The organism is Nocardioides sp. WJ219, from assembly GCF_058559815.1.
The window spans coordinates 52,139-71,780 of the sequence record NZ_JBZUJV010000005.1 but is presented as its reverse complement, the minus strand read 5'-3'; the positions used below and the strand labels follow the sequence as shown (position 1 = coordinate 71,780).

The 19,642-nt window shown below is 74.5% G+C and carries 16 protein-coding genes and 1 riboswitch; of the genes, 5 read left to right on the top strand and 11 right to left on the bottom strand.

What is annotated here, in order from left to right; translation table 11 throughout:
• Positions 1 to 3: 3 nt before the first annotated feature.
• A complete protein-coding gene (locus tag AC4MBH_RS13315) occupies positions 4 to 951 on the bottom strand; it encodes a hypothetical protein (RefSeq protein WP_491795369.1) in 948 nt (315 codons plus the stop codon).
• Between the two features lie 147 nt (positions 952 to 1,098).
• Here AC4MBH_RS13315 and AC4MBH_RS13310 point away from each other — a divergent pair, with 147 nt between their 5' ends.
• Positions 1,099 to 2,265, top strand: a complete 1,167-nt coding sequence (locus AC4MBH_RS13310) for an exonuclease SbcCD subunit D (protein WP_491795368.1) — start codon at positions 1,099 to 1,101, stop codon at positions 2,263 to 2,265.
• Positions 2,262 to 5,255, top strand: a complete 2,994-nt coding sequence (locus tag AC4MBH_RS13305) for an AAA family ATPase (protein WP_491795367.1) — start codon at positions 2,262 to 2,264, stop codon at positions 5,253 to 5,255. Before AC4MBH_RS13310 ends, AC4MBH_RS13305 begins: the two co-directional genes overlap by 4 nt.
• Here AC4MBH_RS13305 and AC4MBH_RS13300 read toward each other — a convergent pair.
• Positions 5,244 to 5,780, bottom strand: a complete 537-nt coding sequence (locus tag AC4MBH_RS13300) for a type 1 glutamine amidotransferase domain-containing protein (protein ID WP_491795366.1) — start codon at positions 5,778 to 5,780, stop codon at positions 5,244 to 5,246. The two genes, AC4MBH_RS13305 and AC4MBH_RS13300, sit on opposite strands and share 12 nt — an antisense overlap.
• 127 nt (positions 5,781 to 5,907) lie before the next feature.
• Positions 5,908 to 6,621 carry a sulfotransferase family protein gene (locus AC4MBH_RS13295; protein ID WP_491795365.1) on the bottom strand — a complete coding sequence of 238 codons (714 nt, stop codon included), beginning with the start codon at positions 6,619 to 6,621 and terminating at the stop codon, positions 5,908 to 5,910.
• Between the two features lie 37 nt (positions 6,622 to 6,658).
• Here AC4MBH_RS13295 and AC4MBH_RS13290 point away from each other — a divergent pair, with 37 nt between their 5' ends.
• Genes AC4MBH_RS13290 through AC4MBH_RS13280 form a run of 3 tightly spaced genes read left to right on the top strand, consistent with a single transcriptional unit; the run spans position 6,659 to position 10,285 of the window.
• Positions 6,659 to 8,185, top strand: coding sequence for a TldD/PmbA family protein (locus tag AC4MBH_RS13290; RefSeq protein ID WP_491795364.1), 1,527 nt, complete (start codon positions 6,659 to 6,661; stop codon positions 8,183 to 8,185).
• Complete coding sequence (locus AC4MBH_RS13285) at positions 8,182 to 9,603, top strand: metallopeptidase TldD-related protein (protein WP_491795363.1); 1,422 nt, start codon at positions 8,182 to 8,184, stop codon at positions 9,601 to 9,603. The genes AC4MBH_RS13290 and AC4MBH_RS13285 overlap by 4 nt, the downstream gene beginning before the upstream one ends.
• Positions 9,604 to 9,661: 58 nt before the next feature.
• Entirely contained in the window at positions 9,662 to 10,285 is a 624-nt protein-coding gene (locus tag AC4MBH_RS13280; protein ID WP_491795362.1) for an Ig-like domain-containing protein, read from the top strand.
• 102 nt (positions 10,286 to 10,387) lie between these two features.
• Here AC4MBH_RS13280 and AC4MBH_RS13275 read toward each other — a convergent pair whose 3' ends face one another.
• The 8 genes from AC4MBH_RS13275 to gcvH all read right to left on the bottom strand — a co-directional run bounded on the left by AC4MBH_RS13275 (position 10,388) and on the right by gcvH (position 19,588).
• The gene (locus AC4MBH_RS13275; protein WP_491795361.1) at positions 10,388 to 11,899 is read right to left on the bottom strand and encodes a CYTH and CHAD domain-containing protein; all 1,512 of its coding nucleotides are present in this window, start codon (positions 11,897 to 11,899) and stop codon (positions 10,388 to 10,390) included.
• A gap of 34 nt (positions 11,900 to 11,933) precedes the next feature.
• Complete coding sequence (locus tag AC4MBH_RS13270) at positions 11,934 to 13,175, bottom strand: serine hydrolase domain-containing protein (protein WP_491795360.1); 1,242 nt, start codon at positions 13,173 to 13,175, stop codon at positions 11,934 to 11,936.
• A complete protein-coding gene (gene gcvP, locus AC4MBH_RS13265) occupies positions 13,172 to 16,045 on the bottom strand; it encodes an aminomethyl-transferring glycine dehydrogenase (RefSeq protein WP_491795359.1) in 2,874 nt (957 codons plus the stop codon). The genes AC4MBH_RS13270 and gcvP overlap by 4 nt, the downstream gene beginning before the upstream one ends.
• 70 nt (positions 16,046 to 16,115) lie before the next feature.
• A riboswitch (glycine riboswitch) is annotated at positions 16,116 to 16,211 on the bottom strand.
• Between the two features lie 198 nt (positions 16,212 to 16,409).
• A complete protein-coding gene (locus tag AC4MBH_RS13260) occupies positions 16,410 to 17,012 on the bottom strand; it encodes a MerR family transcriptional regulator (RefSeq protein ID WP_491795358.1) in 603 nt (200 codons plus the stop codon).
• A gap of 193 nt (positions 17,013 to 17,205) precedes the next feature.
• Entirely contained in the window at positions 17,206 to 17,676 is a 471-nt protein-coding gene (locus AC4MBH_RS13255; protein ID WP_491795357.1) for a bifunctional nuclease family protein, read from the bottom strand.
• A gap of 65 nt (positions 17,677 to 17,741) precedes the next feature.
• Entirely contained in the window at positions 17,742 to 18,440 is a 699-nt protein-coding gene (ftsR, locus tag AC4MBH_RS13250) for a transcriptional regulator FtsR (RefSeq protein ID WP_491795679.1), read from the bottom strand.
• Positions 18,441 to 18,543: 103 nt separating this feature from the next.
• Positions 18,544 to 19,074: an FHA domain-containing protein gene (locus AC4MBH_RS13245; RefSeq protein WP_491795356.1), complete on the bottom strand. Its 531-nt coding sequence runs from the start codon at positions 19,072 to 19,074 to the stop codon at positions 18,544 to 18,546.
• 127 nt (positions 19,075 to 19,201) lie between these two features.
• On the bottom strand, positions 19,202 to 19,588 hold the full coding sequence (gene gcvH, locus AC4MBH_RS13240) for a glycine cleavage system protein GcvH (protein WP_491795355.1): 387 nt from the start codon (positions 19,586 to 19,588) through the stop codon (positions 19,202 to 19,204).
• Positions 19,589 to 19,642 lie beyond the last annotated feature (54 nt).

Below are 19,642 nucleotides of genomic sequence, written 5' to 3'. Positions count from 1 at the left end.
GCCTCAGCGCCGGCGCAGCGTGATCCGCTTGGTCGCCGTCGTCGGCGTCCCGCCGTTGGGCCGGTAGGTCACGCGGACGGTCACGGTGACCCGGCCGGTGCGCAGGAGCGTGCGGCGGGCCGTGCCGCGGGCCGCGACGGGGAGCGCCAGGGTCCGCGGTCGCGCCGAGTCCTGGGACACCGGCACGACGCCGTTGCCGCCGAGGGTGGTGGTCCCGATCCCCGGCACGGTGGCGGGGAGGACGGCAGTCCCGGCGGCGCGGTTGCCCCGCACGGCGCCGAGGCGGACGCTGCTGGGAGCCCGGAGGCCGAAGCGCACGTCGTCGACGACCTCGGCGCTCGCCCCGGTGATCCGCACCGCGTCGACGAGTCGGTCGGCCCGCACCCCCATGAAGGTCAGGGACCCCACGGCCGTGCACGTGGCCGGCAACGTGGTGGGCCGGCTGCCGTCGACGTAGACGACCTGCACGGTGCAGGGGCCGGGCGACACCATCCCGAGGGCGAGGCCGAACGTGTCCACGGGAACGGTGAAGTCGAGCACCAGCGTGGCCGGGGTGTGGTTCGACGCTGCGACGGTCGAGGCGGCCCCGAACCAACCCGCGGTGCCCACGGCCATGTTGAAGTCGCCGAGGTGGGTCGGGTCGGAGGTGTAGGTGATGCCGCGGGTCAGGGCGCCGTCGTCGTAGCACGGGCCCTCGGGGCTCGACGAGAGCGGCGCGATGCCGCAGTCGCCGACAGTGCCGGCAGCGACCCGGGAGCCCTCGAAGTCCTCGCGGGCGAGCGTCGGGTACGCCGCGGAGAACACGTCGGCGGGACCGACGACCGTCGCCCCTCCGGCGACCGCCGGCGCCGGACCCGCGACGAGCAGCCCGGCAGCGAGGGCGAGGACGGCGCCGACCACCGCGGCGGACCGGGCCGGGGAACGACGGGAACGCTGTGCGGTGCCGGGCATGGGGGCTCCTGGGGGCGTCGGGTGGCTCGATGCTCCACCGGGGCGTGGCCCGGCACCATGGCCCGTTCGGGCCATCCACGACCTTGCGAGCCGGTGGCCCGGCGTGGGTGCGCCGCCGTGTCGGTGGTCGCCCCTAGCGTTCTCGACATGCGCATCCTGCACACCTCCGACTGGCACCTGGGCCGGTCGTTCCACCGTGAGGGGATGCTCACCCACCAGGCGGCCTACGTCGACCACCTGCTGTCGGTGGTCGAGTCCGAGCGGGTCGACCTCGTCGTGGTGGCCGGCGACGTCTACGACCGCGCGCTGCCGCCGGTCGACGCCGTCCGCCTCGCCGACGAGACGCTGGTGCGCCTGGCACGGTCCCGGGCGTCGGTGGTCCTCACCAGCGGCAACCACGACTCCGCCCAGCGGCTGGGGTTCTCCTCCCGCCTCATCGACGCCGCCGGCGTCCACCTCCGCACCGACGTGGGCGCGGTCGGCACGCCGGTGCTCCTCGGCGACGAGCACGGTGCGGTGGCGGTGCACGGCATCCCCTACCTCGACCCGCACGCGGTCGCCGAGCCGTGGTCGCTCCCCCAGCGCTCCCACCAGGCGGCGCTCAGCGAGGCGATGACCCGCGTCCGCCGCGACGTCGCCGCCCGTCCGGGCACCCGGTCGGTGGTGCTCGCCCACGCGTTCGTGGCCGGCGCGGCGCCGTCCGACTCCGAGCGCGACATCAGCGTCGGCGGGGTCGCCCGGGTGCCGACCTCGGTCTTCGACGGCGTCGACTACGTCGCGCTCGGCCACCTCCACGGCCCGCACGTGCTCGCCGACCACGTCCGCTACAGCGGCTCGCCGCTGGCCTACTCCTTCTCCGAGGCCGGTCACCGCAAGGGGTCCTGGCTGGTCGACCTCGACGCGGTCGGCGGCGTCCGCGCCGAGTGGGTCGAGGCCCCGGTGCCGCGGCCGCTGGCGCGCCTCACCGGCACCGTCGACGAGCTGCTCGCCGACCCCGCGCACGACTGGGCCGAGGGCTGCTGGGTCGAGGCCACCCTCACCGATGCCGGCCGTCCGCTGCAGGCGATGGAGCGGCTGCGCCGCCGGTTCCCGCACACCCTGGTGCTGGCCTTCGCCGGCGCCCGCCCGACGGTCGGCGCGGCGCCGGCGGCGTCGTCCCACGCCCGGCGCGACCACGACGTCGCCCGCGAGTTCATGGTCCAGCTGCGCGGGGCGCCGCCGACGGCGGCCGAGGTCGCGCTGCTCGACCGCGCCATCGACGCCTGCTGCGACGACCCCGAGGCCGACACCCTCCTGCGCGAGGTCGACGCGTGAGGCTGCACCGGCTCGAGGCCCAGGCGTTCGGCCCGTTCGCCGCCACGGTGAGCGTCGACTTCGACCAGCTCTCCGACGCCGGCCTGTTCCTGCTCTCCGGGGCCACCGGCGCCGGCAAGACCAGCGTGCTCGACGCCGTCTGCTTCGCCCTCTACGGCGACGTCCCGGGCGACCGCAGCGCGGCCAAGCGGCTGCGGTGCGACCAGGCCGCGCCCGGTCTGGCGCCCCGGGTCGAGCTCGAGGCGACCCTCGGCGGCCGCCGGTTCCGCCTGGTCCGCTCGCCCGCGTGGGAGCGGCCCAAGAAGCGCGGCAGCGGCACCACCACCGAGCCGGCCAAGGTGACCGTCTCCGAGCAGGTCGACGGCGCCTGGCAGCCGCTGTCGAGTCGGCTCGACGAGGCCGGCGACCTCGTCGCCCGGGTCACCGGGCTCACCCTCACCCAGTTCACCCAGGTCGCGATGCTCCCCCAGGGCCGGTTCCAGGCGTTCCTGCGCGCCCGGTCCGACGAGCGGCACCGGCTCCTGCAGCAGCTGTTCCGCACCGGCCGGTTCGAGGCCGCCGAGCGGTGGCTCGCCGACCACCGGCGCGACCGCGCGCGCGACGACGCCCGCCACCACGAGCGGGTGGCGGCCGTGGTCAGCCGCGCCGTCGAGGCCGCGGCCACCGCGCTGCCCGACACCCTCGACCTCCACGACCTCGCAGCCACCGCCGACGACGGCTCGCTGCGCGCCTGGCTCGACGCGTCCCGCTCCACCGCCGCCGACGAGGCCGCCACGGCGCACCGGCAGGCCGCCGTGGCCACCGGCGACGAGGTCGACCGACGGCTGGCGCTCGAGTCGGCCAGGGCGAGCGCCGAGCGGCTGCAGCGCCTGGCGGCCGCCCGCGACGAGCAGGCCGCCCTGCACGCCCGGGCGACCGAGCACGCCGACGACCTGGGCCGCGTCGACGCCGCCCGGCGTGCCGCCGAGGTGGTGCCCTGGCAGCGCCAGGCGGTCGCGGCCGCGAGCCGTGCCGCGGCGGCGACCGACCGGGCCACGGTCGCGCTCCGCACGGCGGCCACCCACCTCGGTCACGAGGTCACCCCCGCCGAGCTGCCGCGCCGGGCCGAGGAGGCCCTCGCGGCGGCCGCCGCCGTCACCGCACTCCGGCCGCGGGCCCGGCGGCTGGCCGAGCTCGACGACCGGCTGCACCACCTCGACCGTCAGCGTGACCGCCTCGCCGCCGACCTCGCGCACGTCCAGCACGAGCGCGCGGTCCGCCCCGGACGGCTCGCCGAGCTCCACGCCGAGCTGCTCGCCGTCCAGGAGCAGGCGGCGCAGGTCGAGGCGCTCACCGCCGCGGCGCAGGACGCGCGACACCGTCTCGACGCCTGCCGGCAGGCCGACGCGCTGCGACCCGTCCTGCTGGCGGCCCGACAGGAGTGGCTGCAGACCCGCGAGCTGACGCTCCAGCTCAAGGACCAGCTCGTCGAGGTGCAGCTCGCCCGCATCGAGGGCATGGCCGCCGAGCTGGCCGGGGCCCTCGCGGTCGGCGGTTGCTGCCCGGTGTGCGGGTCCTGCGACCACCCCGGCAAGGCGAGCCCGGCCCCGGGCGCACCCGACGCGGCGGCCGAGCGACGGGTGCGCGCCGCCGTCGACGACGCCGCCGTCGTCGAGCACGCGCACGACCAGCGGGTGCGCGAGCTCGAGCAGTCGCTCGCCGCCGCCACCGCCCGCGCCGGGGAGGGCGCCAGCGCCGACCTGGCCGCCCGGCTCGCCGTCCACCAGGAGTCGCTGGCCGCGTCGATGCGTGCCGTCGGTCGGCTGCCCGACCTGCAGACCCGCCACGACGCCGACCGGCGCGCGCTCGACGACCTCGGCGCCCGGGCCGAGTCGCTGCTGGCCGAGGAGGCCCGGGCCGACAGCGCCCGCGCCGCCCTCGCCGCCGAGGCCGGCGACCTGACTGCCGAGCTGGCCGCGGCCCTCGACGGCGCCGACGTCGGCGACCTCGAGCGCGTCCACGACCACCACCAGCACACCGCCACCCGCTGCCGCGCGGCCGAGGCAGCGGCCGCGGAGGCCCAGGAGGCCGCGATCCGCAGCGACGAGGCCGCCAGGGCTGCCCACGCCGCCGCGGTCGAGGCCGGTTTCGGCGACGTCGAGGCGGCGCTGGCCGCGGCGCTCGACCCCGCGACGCTGAGCGCCCTCGTCGACAGCGTCGCCCGGCACGAGCGGCGCCTGGCCGCGCTCGACGACCTGGTGAGCACCCTCGATCCCGGTCCCGACGCCGCGACCCACGTGCCCGACGTCGCGGCCCTGTCCGCCGCGCACGCCGAGGCGCTCGACCGGTTGCGCACCGCCTCGGCCGACGCCGCGCTCCACCGCGGTCGCGCCGACCGGCTCACGGGCCTCCTGGCCGAGCTCGACGACGTGCTGGCCGCGTGGGCGCCGGTGCGCGCCGACCTCGACCTGGCGACCCGGCTGTCGTCCTTCGTCGACGGCCGGTCGCCCGACAACGCGCTGCGGATGCGGCTCTCGGCCTACGTGCTGGCCTACCGGCTCAGCCAGGTGGTCGCGGCCGCCAACGAGCGGCTGGCCCGGATGAGCGACCAGCGCTACTCCCTCGAGCACACCGGACGCCGCGGCGCCGGCGAGACCCGCGGCGGGCTGAGCCTGCTGGTGCGCGACGACTGGTCCGGCGAGACCCGCGACCCCGCCACCCTCTCCGGCGGCGAGACCTTCGTGGTCTCCCTGGCCCTGGCCCTCGGCCTCGCCGACGTCATCGCCCACGAGGCCGGCGGCGCGACGCTCGACACCCTGTTCGTCGACGAGGGCTTCGGCTCGCTCGACGCCGACACCCTCGACGACGTCATGGACACTCTCGACGAGCTGCGCGACGGCGGCCGCGTGGTCGGTGTCGTCAGCCATGTGGCCGAGATGCGCGACCGCATCCCGACCCAGCTGGTGGTCGCGAAGTCGCGTCGCGGGTCGACGGTCTCCCTACGAGGCTGAGCCCAACGCCGAGAGCAGCGCCTCGTTGAACGCCGGGAGGTCGTCGGGGTTGCGGCTCGAGATCAGGTTGCCGTCGACGACGACCTCCTCGTCCTTCCACTCCCCGCCGGCGTTGCGGATGTCGGTCTGCAGGCTCGGCCACGACGCCACGGTCCGCCCCCGCACCACGTCGGCCTCGACGAGCGTCCACGCAGCGTGGCAGATCGCCGCGACGGGCTTCCCGGACTCGACGAACTGCCTGACGAACGACACGGCGTCCTCGTCCATCCGCAGCGCGTCGGGGTTGGCGACCCCGCCCGGCAGCACCAGGGCGGCGTAGTCGGCGACGTCGGCACCCGACACGACGCCGTCCACCTGCTGCGACCCGGCGTGGTCGAGGTGCTCGAACAGCTGCGCCTCGCCGTCCTCCGGCGCCAGCAGCACCGGCTCGTACCCGGCATCCGCGAGCGCCGCCCACGGGTCGACCAGCTCAGCCTTCTCGATGCCCTCGTTGGCGGTCAGGAACGCAACCTTCTTGGTAGCCATGCCTCCGACGCTAGGCAGGCCCGAGCACCCCACCCCACGCCCACGAGGGTGACCCGTCGCAACGATGCGACGGGTCACCGCGAGATCGGGCGTGACCCGTCGCCACGATGCGACGGGTCAGCGAACCTCAGAGCAGGGAGGTCCAGGATGAGAGGTCGAGGCCCCAGTCGTCGGTGAGGCGGGTGAGCTGGGGGCGGTAGAGGGCCTGGAGGGACTCGCGCAGGCCGGGGGTCCAGTCCCAGTCGGCGCGGGAGGAGGAGCCGGAGGCCTCGTCGACGCCGGACAGCGGCACCGGGTCGAGGTCGAGGAGGCGCCAGAGCCGGTCGAGGGTGCCCTGCGGGTCGGTGCGGGCCTGCTCGAAGACCAGGACGTGCATCCGGTCGCGGCCGACCGCCGCGGCCCACATCGCGAGCTGGTCGGCGTACATGCCGGTCCAGGTCTGCACGGTGATCGGCACGGGGTAGGGCCACGGGGGCTGCTGACCCGCCTGCTCCCGGGTCGCGGCGAGCCGCATCGCCGAGCGGAAGCGCTCGACCGGGTCGCGCAGCACGACCAGCACCGGTACCTCGGGCAGCAGCCGCGCCACCACGCCGGGGGTCGAGGAGTGGCGCAGGTACTGCGGCGTCCAGTCGCCGCGGCGCACGCCGTCGTCGTCGGGGAACAGCTCGAGGTACGCCGACGCCGGCGCGCGACCGTCGCCGACCTTGTGCAGCAGGTGCTGCTCCTTCTTGCCGTTGGTGCCGAGCCCGACCTGCGGGTGCTGGGTCAGCAGGTCGGTCAACCACGTGGTGCCGCTGCGCTGCGCCCCGATCCCCAGCCACGCCGGCCCCGGATTTCCCATGGCGCGCACCCTACGGGGGACCGATAGGTTCACGACCATGAGTGGTCTCGACCCCACGTTCGCCGACCTGCCGCACCGGTCCCTCGGCGACGCCGCCCTCACCCGCGCCCGCGAGCTCGGCGTCACCCACGCCGAGTTCCGGTTCGAGCGGGTCCGCTACCAGAGCCTGCGGGTCAAGGACGGCGCGCTCCAGGGCGCCAGCGACGCCGAGGACCTCGGCTTCGCGGTCCGGGTGATCCACCGCGGCTCCTGGGGGTTCGCCTCCGGCGTGGTCCTGACCGCCGACGAGGCGGTGCGGGTGGCCGAGACCGCGGTCGCGGTCGCCACGGTCGCCGCCGGCATGACCAGCCGGCCCGTCGAGATCGCCGACGAGCCGGTCTACGACGACGTCACCTGGGTCAGCGCCTACGAGACCAACCCGCTCGACGTGCCGACGGCGGAGAAGGTCGCGGTGCTCGTCGACTGGACCGAGCGGCTGCGCACGGGCGCGGCGGTCGACCACGCGACGGCGTACGTCCAGCAGGTGCAGGAGAACAAGTACTACGCCGACCTCGCCGGCACCCGCACCACCCAGCAGCGGGTGCGGATGCAGCCCGGCTTCGAGGCGATGGGCGCGGGCGCCGACACGTTCGACTCGATGGCCAGCATCGCGCCGCCCGTCGGGCGCGGCTGGGAGTACGTCACCGGCACCGCCGCGCAGGGCGCCTGGGACTGGGACGCCGAGATCGACGAGGTGCCCGAGCTGCTCGCCGAGAAGCTCAAGGCGCCGAGCGTCGAGGCCGGCACCTACGACCTGGTCATCCACCCCAGCAACCTGTGGCTCACCATCCACGAGTCGATCGGCCACGCCACCGAGCTCGACCGGGCCCTGGGCTACGAGGCCAACTACGCCGGCACGTCGTTCGCCACCACCGACATGCTCGGCACCCTGCAGTACGGCAGCGGCCTCATGAACGTCACCGGCGACCGCACCGTCGAGCACGGCCTGGCCACCGTCGGCTACGACGACGAGGGCGTGCAGACCCAGGCGTGGGACATCATCCGGGACGGGGTGCTGGTCGGCTACCAGCTCGACCGGCCGATGGGCGTGCTGCTGCCCGAGCTCAACGGCGGGCGCTCCAACGGCTGCGCCTACGCCGACTCCCCCGGCCACATCCCGATCCAGCGGATGGCCAACGTCTCGCTCCAGCCCGACCCGTCGTCCGACGGCCCGTCCACCGAGGACCTGATCAGCCGCGTCGAGCGGGGCCTGTACGTCGTCGGTGACAAGTCCTGGTCGATCGACATGCAGCGCTTCAACTTCCAGTTCACCGGCCAGCGCTTCTACAAGATCGCCGACGGCGAGCTCGTCGGCCAGGTCCGCGACGCGGCGTACCAGGCGACGACCACCGAGTTCTGGAACTCGCTCGACGCCGTCGGCGGACGCGACACCTGGGTGCTCGGCGGCGCCTTCAACTGCGGCAAGGCCCAGCCCGGGCAGGTCGCGGCGGTCAGCCACGGCTGCCCGACGTCGCTGTTCCGCGGCGTCCGGATCCTCAACACCCTCGAGGAGGGCGGACAGTGAACTTCTCCCCCAACACCCAGCCGGCAGCCGGGTCGCCCGCCACCCCGCAGTCCCTGGTCGAGCAGGCGCTCGCCACCTCGACCGCCGACGACTGCGTCGTCATCGTGCGCGACCACACCAGCGCCAACCTGCGCTGGGCCAACAACACCCTCACCACCAACGGCGTGATGCACGGCGTCAGCGTCACGGTGATCTCGTTCGTCGGCGAGGGCACCGGCTCGGTCACGGGCAGCGCGACCACCCAGGCGCAGGTCACCGACCTCGTCAACGCCGCCGACGCCGCCGCTCGCGCCGCCTCGCCCGCCGAGGACCGCCACCCGCTGGTCGGCTCCGACGCCGCGCCCGCCAGCGCCGACTGGGACGACGCCCCCGAGCCCACCGACATCCACGTCTACGACGCCTTCGCGCCGGCGCTCGGCGAGGCGTTCGGCCGCGCCACCGCCGGCGAGCGGATCCTCTACGGCTTCGTCAACCACGAGGTGACCACCACCTACCTCGGCTCCAGCACCGGCCTGCGGCTGCGGCACGTCCAGCCCACCGGCCACTACGGCTGCACCGGCAAGAACGCCGCGCTCACCGAGAGCGCGTGGGTCGGCGGCGCGACCCGCGACTTCACCGACGTCGACGCGCTGGCCATCGAGGCCGAGGTCGCCCAGCGCCTGGGGTGGGGCAGCCGCCGGGTCGACCTCCCGGCCGGCCGCTACGACACGATCCTGCCGCCGTCGGCGGTGGCCGACGTGATGATCGACGCCTACTGGTACGCCGGCGCCCGCACGGCCTGGGAGGGCCAGTCGGTCTACAGCCGGCGGCCCACGGGCACCCGGATCGGCGAGACCATCACCGCGCCGGGGGTCCACCTCTTCAGCGACCCGGCCCACGACCGCCTCCAGTGCGCCCCGTTCAACGTCGCCTCCGCCTCGGGCGACGACAGCTCGGTCTACGACAACGGCCTGCCGCTGCGGCGTACGGACTGGATCCGCGACGGCGAGCTCACCGCGCTCCTGCAGACCCGCCACACCGCCGCGATGACCCAGCAGCCGGTGACGCCCGCGATCGACAACCTGGTCCTCGAGGTCGACGGCGGTGGCGGGTCGATCGACGACCTGGTCGCCGGCACCGAGCGCGGGCTGCTGCTGACCTGCCTGTGGTACATCCGTGAGGTCGACCCCCAGTCGCTGCTGCTCACCGGGCTGACCCGCGACGGGGTCTACCTCGTCGAGAACGGCGAAATCACGGGCTCGGTCAACAACTTCCGCTGGAACGAGAGCCCGATCGACCTGCTGCGCCGCTTCACCCACGCCTCGGCCACGGTCCCGAGCTTCAGCCGCGAGTGGGGCGACGACTACTTCTCCCGCACCGCGACCCCGGCCCTGCGGGTGCCCGACTTCAACATGTCGAGCGTGTCGCAGGCGATGTGACGGTCCCGGCCGGGGCGTTCGGCCGCGCGGAGGGTGCGCCGCCCGTAGGCTCACGGGCGTGTCCCGACGCTCGACGCTCGCCCTGGCCGGTGGGGTCCTCGCTGCCCTGGTCGCCGTGCCCGCGGCGCCGGCGTACGCGGCCCCGGTGGCCAACGACGACGCCTACGACGTGCTGGCCGGCGGCACCTACACGCTCTCGCCGCTCGACAACGACGGCTCGACCCTCGACGCGGTCCACGGCGACGAGTCGCTGTGCGGCGTCCGGTCCTTCGACCGGCAGCGGGTCCACGCCCACGTCTCGGAGTCTCGGGTCGTCGTCGACGTGGCCCCGGGGTTCCGGGGCACCACCGCGGTCACCTACGCGCTGTGCCAGGGCGACCAGGAGCCGTCGACCGCCACGATCACCCTCACCGTCGGCCGGCTCGGCGACGTCCGGGCGGTCAAGGTGCGCGGCACCAGGGGCCGGGTGGCCTTCACCAACCCCAACCCCGCGACGCTCCGGGTGAGCTTCGGCAGCGCCAGCAGCGGACGCCCCGACGCCACCCGGTCGATCGGCCCCCGCTCGACCATCAGGATCTCCACGACCCGCCGGTCGATCTACTGGCTCGCCCACTTCGACCACGACGGCACCCGCGTCACCGCCGGCGACGGCGTCCTCACCGGGCTCCAGTCCCGGACCTGACTGGCCTCCTCGACCACCGTCGGAGACCCACGCTGGTCGAGCCGGGCGAGCGCCAGCGAGCCCGAGTCGAGACCCGGCGAGGTGCGCACCTGGCGGGGGCGGTCAGCGCAGCCAGGCGCGGAGCTTCTTGTGGTCCACCCGGCGCCAGACGTCGTCGAACTCCCGCTCGGCCTGCTCGCCGAGCGCCTCGTCGCGGGCGTGGAGGACGCCGTAGCTGAAGGCGCTCTCGCCCTCCGCGGTGGCCGCGCGGGCCAGGCGGCGCAGGTCGGTGCGGGCCACCGCGCTGTCCTGGCGGTCGCCCAGCACGCGGGTGACCTCCTGGGCGGCCTTGCGCAGGCTCTTGGCCTCCTTGCCCCAGGTCGGCTCCAGGGCCTCGCAGGCGTAGCGCAGCCGCTTGGCGGACTTGCGGACGTCGTGCAGGGCCTCGTCGTGCGTCGCGCCGGGCCCCTCGGCGGCGCGGACCTCCCGCGCGGTGCCGACCCGGTCGCGCAGCCGGCGCAGGTCCTTGCGGACCCGGCGCCGCAGCACGTCGTCGGCGAGGCGGTCGGCCTCGGCCGTCCAGGGCGGCGTCGTGACCAGCCGGTCGAGCCGGCCGAGCAGCCGCAGGTAGCGGCGCGAGACCAGCACGTCGGCGGCGTGGGTGCCGGCCCGGCGGCGGCGGTCGGCGTAGGTGCGGTCGACGCGGCGGCGCACGGGCCCGACGACCTGCTCGCGCGGCAGCGAGGCGAGGTGCTCGCGCAGCCGCTCCTGCATGACCTCGGCGTCGCGCCCGTCGCCCAGGGTCCGCGCCAGCCAGCGCAGCTCGGCGCGCACCGGCTCGGTCACGGTGGTCTCGACGAGCGGGCGGTACGTCGCCAGCGCGGCCCGCAGCCGGCGGCACGCCACCCGCAGCTGGTGGACGCCGTCGGGCACACCGCGGCGTACGTCGCAGTCGGCGGCCAGCAGCGCCGCGACCTGCTCGGCCAACCGGGCGTGCAGGACGTCGCCGGCTCGGTCGTCGGGGCCGGGCACCGGGCGCGGCGCCGGCAGCCGGTGGCCCAGCACCGACCCGATCTTGCGCTGCTCGGCCCGGGGGACGATGCCGACGGCGGCGAGCAGCTCGTCGGCGTCGTCGAGCAGCTCGAGCCCCCCGGTCACGAGCTCGACCTCGACCTCCCGCCACGACACCGCCTCGGCGCCATCGACGCCCCGGCCGGTGACGCGGTCGTCGCACACCTCGGCCAGGACCTCCCCGGCCTCGTCGCGCAGGTGCCGGGTGGTGCGCTGGGTCTCGATGTCGGCGACCGGGTGCAGTGCGCGGCCGCGGGTCCAGCCGAGCACCTGCCGGGCCAGCGCCGCCGGGGGCCGCTCGGTGCGGCCCAGCGGGCGGTGCACCTCGTCGCGGCCGAGACCGGCGGGGATCTTGAGGTGCCAGCCGGCGTCGAGCCCGCCGGTACGCCGCCGCAGGGTCACCCCGGCCCGGACCAGGCTGAGGTCGTCGGTGTCGAGGTAGGTCGCGACCAGCGTCGCGGTCTCCGGCTCGGTCACCGAGGCCACGCCCGGCAGGCCGGCCAGGTCGGGCAGCTCGTCGTCGGGTCCGAGGGCGTAGGCGCGTTCGATCTCGTGGTGGTGCATCCCCCAGTAGTAGCCGATCAGGGTGAACGACGCCTCACGGGCCCGGGATGGGCGCGCGCGGGTCGTAGGGCAGCCGGGTGTAGACGAACGTCGCACACTCGAGGTGGGTGTCGTGCACGTGCAGCGTCTCGCCGCGGTGGTAGCCGCTGACGCCGACCAGCGTGCCGTCCGGGCGGGGCTCGAAGGCGTAGCCGAGCGACCCGGTCTGCAGCCCGCGGACCTCCAGCCGCTCGTCCTGCCAGCGCCACTCGGTGGCGGTGTTGCCCCAGAACCACAGGCCGAGCAGCGGCTCCACCGCGGCCGGCACCGACGCCGACGGCACCCAGGGCTCCACGTCGTCGGGCTCGGGACCGTCGAGCAGCGCGGTCGGCACGCGGTCGGGCACCAGCCCGGTGGTGCTGCCGGCGAGCACGACGGTGCCGTCGCCGGTGGCCGGCTCGACGAACAGCGACGCCTGGAATCCCGGCATCGACCCGCTGTGGCCCACCAGGCGGCGTCCGCTGACGTCGAGCAGCTGCAGGCCGAGCCCGTACGTCGGGTCCAGGCGCGGCGCCGCCATCGCCCCCAGCGTCGTCGGCGTGAGCACGTCGGGCCGGCGGCCGGCGAGGCACGCCGCCCACACCGCCAGGTCGCCGGCGGTGCTCCACAGCTGGCCGGCCGGCGCCATCGCGCCGGTGTCGGTGTGCGGCTCCTCGGTCAGCAGACCCGAGAAGTGCCCCACGCTGTGGCCCTGGGCGTGCGGGGCGACCGGGCCCCAGGTCGTCCGCGTCATGCCGAGCGGCCTCACCAGCCGTTCCTGCGCGACGTCCCACCAGGAGGCGTCACGCACGCGGGCGACCACCTCGCCGAGCAGCGCGTAGCCCAGGTTGGAGTAGTGGAACCACTCACCGGGGCCCGCCACCGCGCCGCTGCCGTCGTTGGCCGCGGCGAGCGCAGGGAAGGCCGGTCCGGTCGAACGCTCCCACCACGGCCCGGCGGGCTCGCTCTGCATGCCGCCGGTGTGACCGAGCAGGTCGGCCAGGGTGAGGTCGGCGTAGCCGACGCCCGGCAGGTGCCGGCCGACCGGGTCGTCGAGCCCCAGCAGCCCGTCGTCGTGGCACTGCACCACCAGCGCGGCCGTCAACGTCTTGGTGATCGAGCCGATCCGGTACGCCGTGCCGGCGTCGGCGCGCACCCCGGCGGACTCCACCAGCACGCCGTCGCGCAGCACCCCGCCGACCAGCGACGGGATCCGCCCGCGGCGCTGCAGGACGGTGAGGCGCGCCGCCAGGGTCACTCGGCGAACGCCTCCGGCGGCGGGCAGGCGCAGACCAGGTTGCGGTCGCCGTAGGCCTGGTCGATGCGGGCCACCGGCGGCCAGTACTTGTCGGGGTCGATCCCGGTCGGGAACACGGCGAGCTCGCGCGAGTAGGCGCGGTCCCACTCACCGACCAGGGCCCGCGAGGTGTGCGGCGCGCCGCGAAGCGGCGACGACTCCGGCGTCCACTCCCCCGCGGCGACCCGGTCGATCTCGCCCTTGATCGCGATCATCGCGTCGCAGAACCGGTCGATCTCGCGCAGGTCCTCCGACTCGGTGGGCTCGACCATCAGCGTGCCGGCCACCGGGAACGACATCGTCGGGGCGTGGAAGCCGTAGTCGACCAGCCGCTTGGCGACGTCGTCGATGGTCACGCCGGAGGCCTTGGTGAGCCCGCGGACGTCGAGGATGCACTCGTGGGCGACCAACCCACCGTGCCCGGTGTAGAGCACCGGGTAGTGCTCGCCGAGCCGTTTGGCGACGTAGTTGGCGGCCAGCACCGCGCTGGCGGTCGCGCGGGTAAGGCCCGCAGCGCCCATCAGCCGGATGTAGGCCCACGAGATCGGCAGGATGCCGGCCGACCCGTACGGCGCCGCGCTCAGCGGGCCGATGCCCACCCGCTTCTCGGGGTCGGGGTGCATGCCGTGGGTGGGCAGGTAGGGCGCCAGGTGGGCGCGCACCGCGACCGGGCCGACGCCGGGGCCGCCGCCGCCGTGCGGGATGCAGAAGGTCTTGTGCAGGTTGAGGTGGCTGACGTCGCCGCCGAACTCACCGGGCTTGGCGAAGCCGAGCAGCGCGTTGAGGTTGGCGCCGTCGACGTACACCTGTCCGCCGTGGGCGTGCACGACCTCGCACAGCTCGGTGATGGTGTCCTCGTAGGCGCCGTGCGTCGAGGGGTAGGTGACCATGATCGCGGCCAGGTCGTCGGCGTGCTTCTCGCACTGCGCGCGCAGGTCGGCCAGGTCGACGGCGCCGTCGTCGGCGGCCTTGACCACGACGACCTTCATGCCGGCCATCACCGCGGAGGCGGCGTTGGTGCCGTGGGCGCTGCTGGGGATCAGGCAGACGTCGCGCTGCCGGTCGCCGTTGGCGTGGTGGTAGCCGCGGATGGCGAGCAGCCCGGCGAGCTCGCCCTGCGAACCGGCGTTGGGCTGGATGGAGACCCGGTCGTAGCCGGTGACCTCGGCCAGCCAGCCCTCGAGCTCGTCGACCAGGCGGCGGTAGCCGGCGGCGTCCTCGGCGGGTGCGAACGGGTGGAGGTCGGCAAAGCCCGGCAGCGAGACCGGCTCCATCTCGGTGGTGGCGTTGAGCTTCATCGTGCAGGAGCCCAGCGGGATCATGCCGCGGTCGAGCGCGTAGTCACGGCCCGAGAGCCGGCGCAGGTAGCGCAGCATCGCCGTCTCGCTGTGGTGGCTCGAGAACACCTCGTGGGTCAGGTACGGCGTCTGCCGGCGCAGGCCGTCGGGCAGCGCGTCGCCGACCGCCTGGTCGAAGCCGTCGACGTCGGCGCTGAGACCGAACGCCTTGAGCACGCCGTCGACGGTGGAGCGGGTGGTGGTCTCCGAGGTCGACAGGCCGACGGTGTCGGTGTCGATGAGCCGCAGCTGGATGCCGAGCGCGCGGGCCGAGGCCACGACCTGGTCGGCGCGGCCCGGCACGGAGACCTCGAGGGTGTCGAAGAAGTGCTCGTGGGCGACGGCGAGGCCGCCGTCGGCGAGCGCGCGGGCCAGCACGGCGGCGTAGCGGTGGGCGCGGGTCGCGATCTGCCGCAGGCCCTCGGGACCGTGGTAGACGGCGTACATCGAGGCGACGACGGCGAGCAGCACCTGGGCGGTGCAGATGTTGGACGTCGCCTTGTCGCGGCGGATGTGCTGCTCGCGGGTCTGCAGGGCGAGGCGGTAGGCGGGGCGGCCCTCGGCGTCGACGCTGACGCCGACCAGGCGGCCGGGCAGGTGGCGCTCGAGACCGCTCGCGACCGCCATGTAGCCGGCGTGCGGGCCGCCGTAGAAGAGCGGGACGCCGAAGCGCTGGCTGGAGCCGACGACGACGTCGGCACCCATCTCGCCCGGCGACTCCAGCAGGGTCAGCGCGAGCAGGTCGGCGGCGACGACCGCCAGCCCACCGGCCTCGTGGACGGCGTCGATGACCGGGCGGGGGTCGAGCAGCCGGCCGGACGCACCGAGGTGCTGCACCAGCACCCCGCACGGCGGCTCGTCGGTGGCCGGCAGACCCGCGGCGAGGTCGGCGACGACGACCGCGATGCCCATCGCCTCGGCGCGGGTGCGGACCACCTCGATGGTCTGCGGCAGGGCGTCGGCGTCGACCACGAACGGCCCGGTGGCCCCGCGCTGTGCCCGTCGTACCAGCGTCATCGCCTCGGCGGCGGCGGTGCCCTCGTCGAGGAGGCTGGCGTTGGCGGTGGGCAGCCCGGTCAGGTCACCGACCACGGTCTGGAAGTTGAGCAGCGCCTCGAGGCGGCCCTGGCTGATCTCGGGCTGGTACGGCGTGTAGGCGGTGTACCAGCTCGGGTCCTCGAGCACGTTGCGTCGGACGACCGGCGGCGTGATGGTGCCGTGGTAGCCGAGCCCGATCATCGGCTCGCCCGGCCGGTTGGACGCCGCGATCTTGCGCAGCTCGCGGGCCGCGGACTCCTCGGTCAGCGGCATCGGCAGGTCGAGCGCCTCGGCGCTGCGGATGCCTCCGGGCACCGCCGCTGCCATCAGCTCGTCGAGCGAGTCGTAGCCGAGCACCTCCAGCATCGTCGCGACGTCGTCGGGACCGAGCCCGACGTGCCGGTCGACGAAGGGCAAGATCGCGTCGAGCTCGCTGAGGCTGGGGTGGTCGGACAAGGGAGGCTCCTCCGGGGTCGGCCGGTCGCCCTCCCCCTCTGTCACCCCGACGGTGGGGCTCCACAGGTGCCTGCTCCGCGCGGTCCGGGTGCCTGAGAGGTTCCGGGGAGGAATTGCCCCTTCGGCGCTTCGGTGGTGCGGGTGAAGACTCTCCCGCGCAGGATCGACAGCCCGTCCAGGCTAGCCGACCCCACCGACCACCGCCGGTACCCCCGCGGGTGAGACCGACCACGCCGACCCGTCGCATCGTGGCGACGGGTCACCGCGAGATCGACGCTGACCCGTCGTACATGTACGACGGGTCAGCGCAAAAATGAGACCGACCCGTCGCACATGTACGACGGGTCGGCGGAGGTGCGGGAGGTCAGCCGGTCTGGCGGGCCTGGCGGCGGGCGGCGAGCTCGTCGCTGGCGGACGGCTCGGTGGCCTCGGCGGCGGTGTCGGAGGCGCGCTCGCTGGGCAGCGCGGCGAGGGTGCCCTCGATCTCGCGCCAGACGCCGCCGATGGCGATGCCGAAGACGCCCTGGCCGCCCTGGAGGAGGTCGATGACCTCGTCGTTGGAGGTGCACTCGTAGACCGAGGCCCCGTCGCTCATCAGGGTCACCCGGGTGAGGTCGTCGGTGCCGCGCTCGCGCAGGTGGTCGACGGCGGTGCGGATCTGCTGCAGCGAGATGCCAGCGTCGAGCAGCCGCTTGATCACCTTGAGGATGAGGATGTCGCGGAAGGAATACAACCGCTGGCTGCCGGACCCCTTGGCGCCGCGCACCGTGGGCTCGATCAGCCCGGTGCGGGCCCAGTAGTCGAGCTGGCGGTAGGTGATGCCGGCGGCGTTGCACGCCGTGGGGCCGCGGTAGCCGAGGTCGCTGGGCAGCGGGGAGACGTCATCGGTGAAGAGCAGTCCCTGCTCCTCCGCTGAGGCGACCGCGACGCCGTCGACGGCGTCCTGGTGCGGCTTCTGCTCGTTCACAAGGCCCTCCGGGGGTCTACTTCGCGGCCTGGGCCTGTGCACTCCGGGGTAGGTGCCGTGGTGACACCGGTGGAGTTACAACGAAGATCTTCAAGGTACGACGCCGGAGGGGGTCGGTCAAAGAACCCGGCGGCGTGTCGCAACCCTCAACCTGAGGTTGAGGGTGAGACGCCGGGTGCGACGCGGAGGCGTCTCAGTGACCCGCCTCGAAGTCCTCGGGCGTGACGTGGTCGAGGAACTCGCGGAACTTCTCGACCTCGTCCTCCTGCTCGGCCGGCACCGCCAGGCCGGCCTCGTCGAGCACGCCCTCGGCGCACACGATCCGGGTGCCGGTGCGTAGCGCCAGCGCGATCGAGTCCGAGGGCCGGGCGCTGACCTCGACCCCGGAGCCGAAGACGAGGTTGGCGAAGAACACGCCGTCCTTGACGTCGGTGATCTGCACCTCGGTCAGCGAGGTGCCGGTCGCGTCGAGCACGTCCTTGAAAAGGTCGTGCGTCAGCGGCCGCGGCGGCACCACGCCCTGCTGGGCGAAGGCGATCGCGGTCGCCTCCACGGCACCGATCCAGATCGGCAGGTACCGCTCCCCCGTCACCTCTCGCAACAGCACGATCGGCTGGTTCGACGGCATCTCCACCCGTACACCCATCACGTCCACCTCGCGCATGTCTCAACCCTACTCGCGTTCCACGAGGACCACGCCCACCCCGGTGGCGGGACCGTCGTACGGCGTCAGCCGCGCTTGAGCCCGGCCTTGACCAGCGTCGCGTGCAGGCGGACCGAGAGGGCCGCGATCTCGTTGACGGCCTCGTCGGCACGGGCCCGGGCGCCGGCGTCGCGGCCGCCGCGCAGCGGGGCCACGACCTGCTCTACCAGGCCGACCTCGCGGTCGGCGGAGGCGCGGAAGGCGCGCAGGTGCCGCGGCTCGAGGCCGAACTCGCCGAGCTCGCGGGCGGTGCGGGCGATCACGAGGGCGTCGGTGTCGTAGAGCCCGGTGCCGGTGCGGGGGGTGACCAGGCCGAACTGCTCGAGCTGGTCGAGCAGCTCCTCGGTGATCCCCGCGATCTTGACCAGCTCGCGCCGCGACAGCCGGAGCTGGTCGCGGCGGCCGAAGGACGCGGGCGACGGCGTGCCGTCCCCGGACAGCGCGACCTGGGGCACCACGGGCACGATCGGCTCGATCGGCGGCGGCTCCAGCCCCCGGTCGATGGCGTCGAGGTGCTCGGCGATCACCTTGAGCGGCAGGTAGTGGTCGCGCTGCATCGTCAGCGCGTAGCGCAGCCGGTCGACGTCGGCGGCGGAGAACTTGCGGTAGCCCGACGGCGTCCGGTCGGGCCGGATCAGGCCCTCCTCCTCCCAGAACCGGATCTTGGGGATCGAGATCGTCGGGAAGTCGGGGCGCAGCAGGTCGAGCACCTGCCCGATGTTCATCCGGGCGGACGACGACGCGACGACGGAGGCGGCGTCGGAGGTGGCGTCGGACGAGCCGTCGACGGGCTCGTCCTGCGGGACCGTGCTCGGCATCCCGCGACCCTCAGCGGGACTCGTGCCCGGAGAAGAACACCAGGCGGTACTTGCCGATCTGTACCTCGTCGCTGTCCTTGAGCAGGACCTTCTCGATCCGGTCGCGGTTGACGTAGGTGCCGTTGAGGCTGCCGGCGTCGCTGACCGTGAAGGTGTCGCCCTCGCGGTGGAAGACGGCGTGCTGGCGCGAGACGGTCACGTCGTCGAGGAAGATCTCGCTGTCGGGGTGGCGACCGGCCTGCACCTCGTCGGCGTCGAGGAGGAAGCGGCTGCCGGACCCGGGGCCCTTCTGCACCACCAGCAGGGCGTGCCCGATCGGGAGGGCGTCGACCGCGGCCGCGTCGACCGGGTTGAGCGCCCGGTCGGAGGTCTCGGCCTTGTCGACGCCGCCGACGCCGATCTGGATCGTCGCCGTCGACTCACCCGAGGGTTCGCCGGCCGGGGACGGCGGGGGCGTCGCGCTGAGGAGCCGGGTGCCGCACTGGGCGCAGTACCGGGCGTCGTCGGGATTCTGCCTGCCACAGCTGGTGCAGAACGGCATTGCGTGGTCCCTCCGGATCGACCCGACCTTCGAGCAGCCAAACCCTCACGTCGTCGTAGAGGTTGACGGTTCACCGAACCTACCAGCAGCGCGGTGGCGCCGTGCCGGGCCTCCAGGCCCGGCCGGGTCAGCCCTCGAGGGACGCGACGTACGCCGCGGCGGTGAGCAGCGCGTCGACCTCGGCCGGCGAGGTCGGCACGACCTCGAACAACCAGCCGCCGCCGTAGGGGTCGTTGTTGACCAGCTCGGGCGTGGCGTCGAGCGCCTCGTTGCGGGCCACGACCTCGCCACCCACCGGGGCGTAGACGTCGCTGACGGACTTGGTCGACTCGAGCTCGCCGCAGGTGCTGCCGGACTCGACGGTGTCGCCGATCTCGGGCAGGGAGACGTAGACGATGTCGCCCAGGGCGTCCTGGGCGTAGTCGGTGATGCCGATGCGCACCGAGCCCTCGTGCTCGCCGGGGGTGCGCACCCACTCGTGCTCGGCGGTGTACTTCAGGTCCTCGGGGTACACGGGGCTCCTTGTCGACGGTGGCCGGTCCGGCTCCCGCAGGCTAGCGCGTCACCG

Coding starts and splice junctions, on each gene's coding strand:
- AC4MBH_RS13255 (WP_491795357.1), bottom strand. CDS start 17,676: ATGCGCGAGGTGGACGTGATGGGTGTACGGGTGGAGATGCCGTCGAAC.
- AC4MBH_RS13300 (WP_491795366.1), bottom strand. CDS start 5,780: ATGGCTACCAAGAAGGTTGCGTTCCTGACCGCCAACGAGGGCATCGAG.
- AC4MBH_RS13245 (WP_491795356.1), bottom strand. CDS start 19,074: ATGCCGTTCTGCACCAGCTGTGGCAGGCAGAATCCCGACGACGCCCGG.
- ftsR (WP_491795679.1), bottom strand. CDS start 18,440: ATGAACATCGGGCAGGTGCTCGACCTGCTGCGCCCCGACTTCCCGACG.
- AC4MBH_RS13295 (WP_491795365.1), bottom strand. CDS start 6,621: ATGGGAAATCCGGGGCCGGCGTGGCTGGGGATCGGGGCGCAGCGCAGC.
- AC4MBH_RS13310 (WP_491795368.1), top strand. CDS start 1,099: ATGCGCATCCTGCACACCTCCGACTGGCACCTGGGCCGGTCGTTCCAC.
- AC4MBH_RS13290 (WP_491795364.1), top strand. CDS start 6,659: ATGAGTGGTCTCGACCCCACGTTCGCCGACCTGCCGCACCGGTCCCTC.
- AC4MBH_RS13315 (WP_491795369.1), bottom strand. CDS start 951: ATGCCCGGCACCGCACAGCGTTCCCGTCGTTCCCCGGCCCGGTCCGCC.
- AC4MBH_RS13275 (WP_491795361.1), bottom strand. CDS start 11,899: ATGCACCACCACGAGATCGAACGCGCCTACGCCCTCGGACCCGACGAC.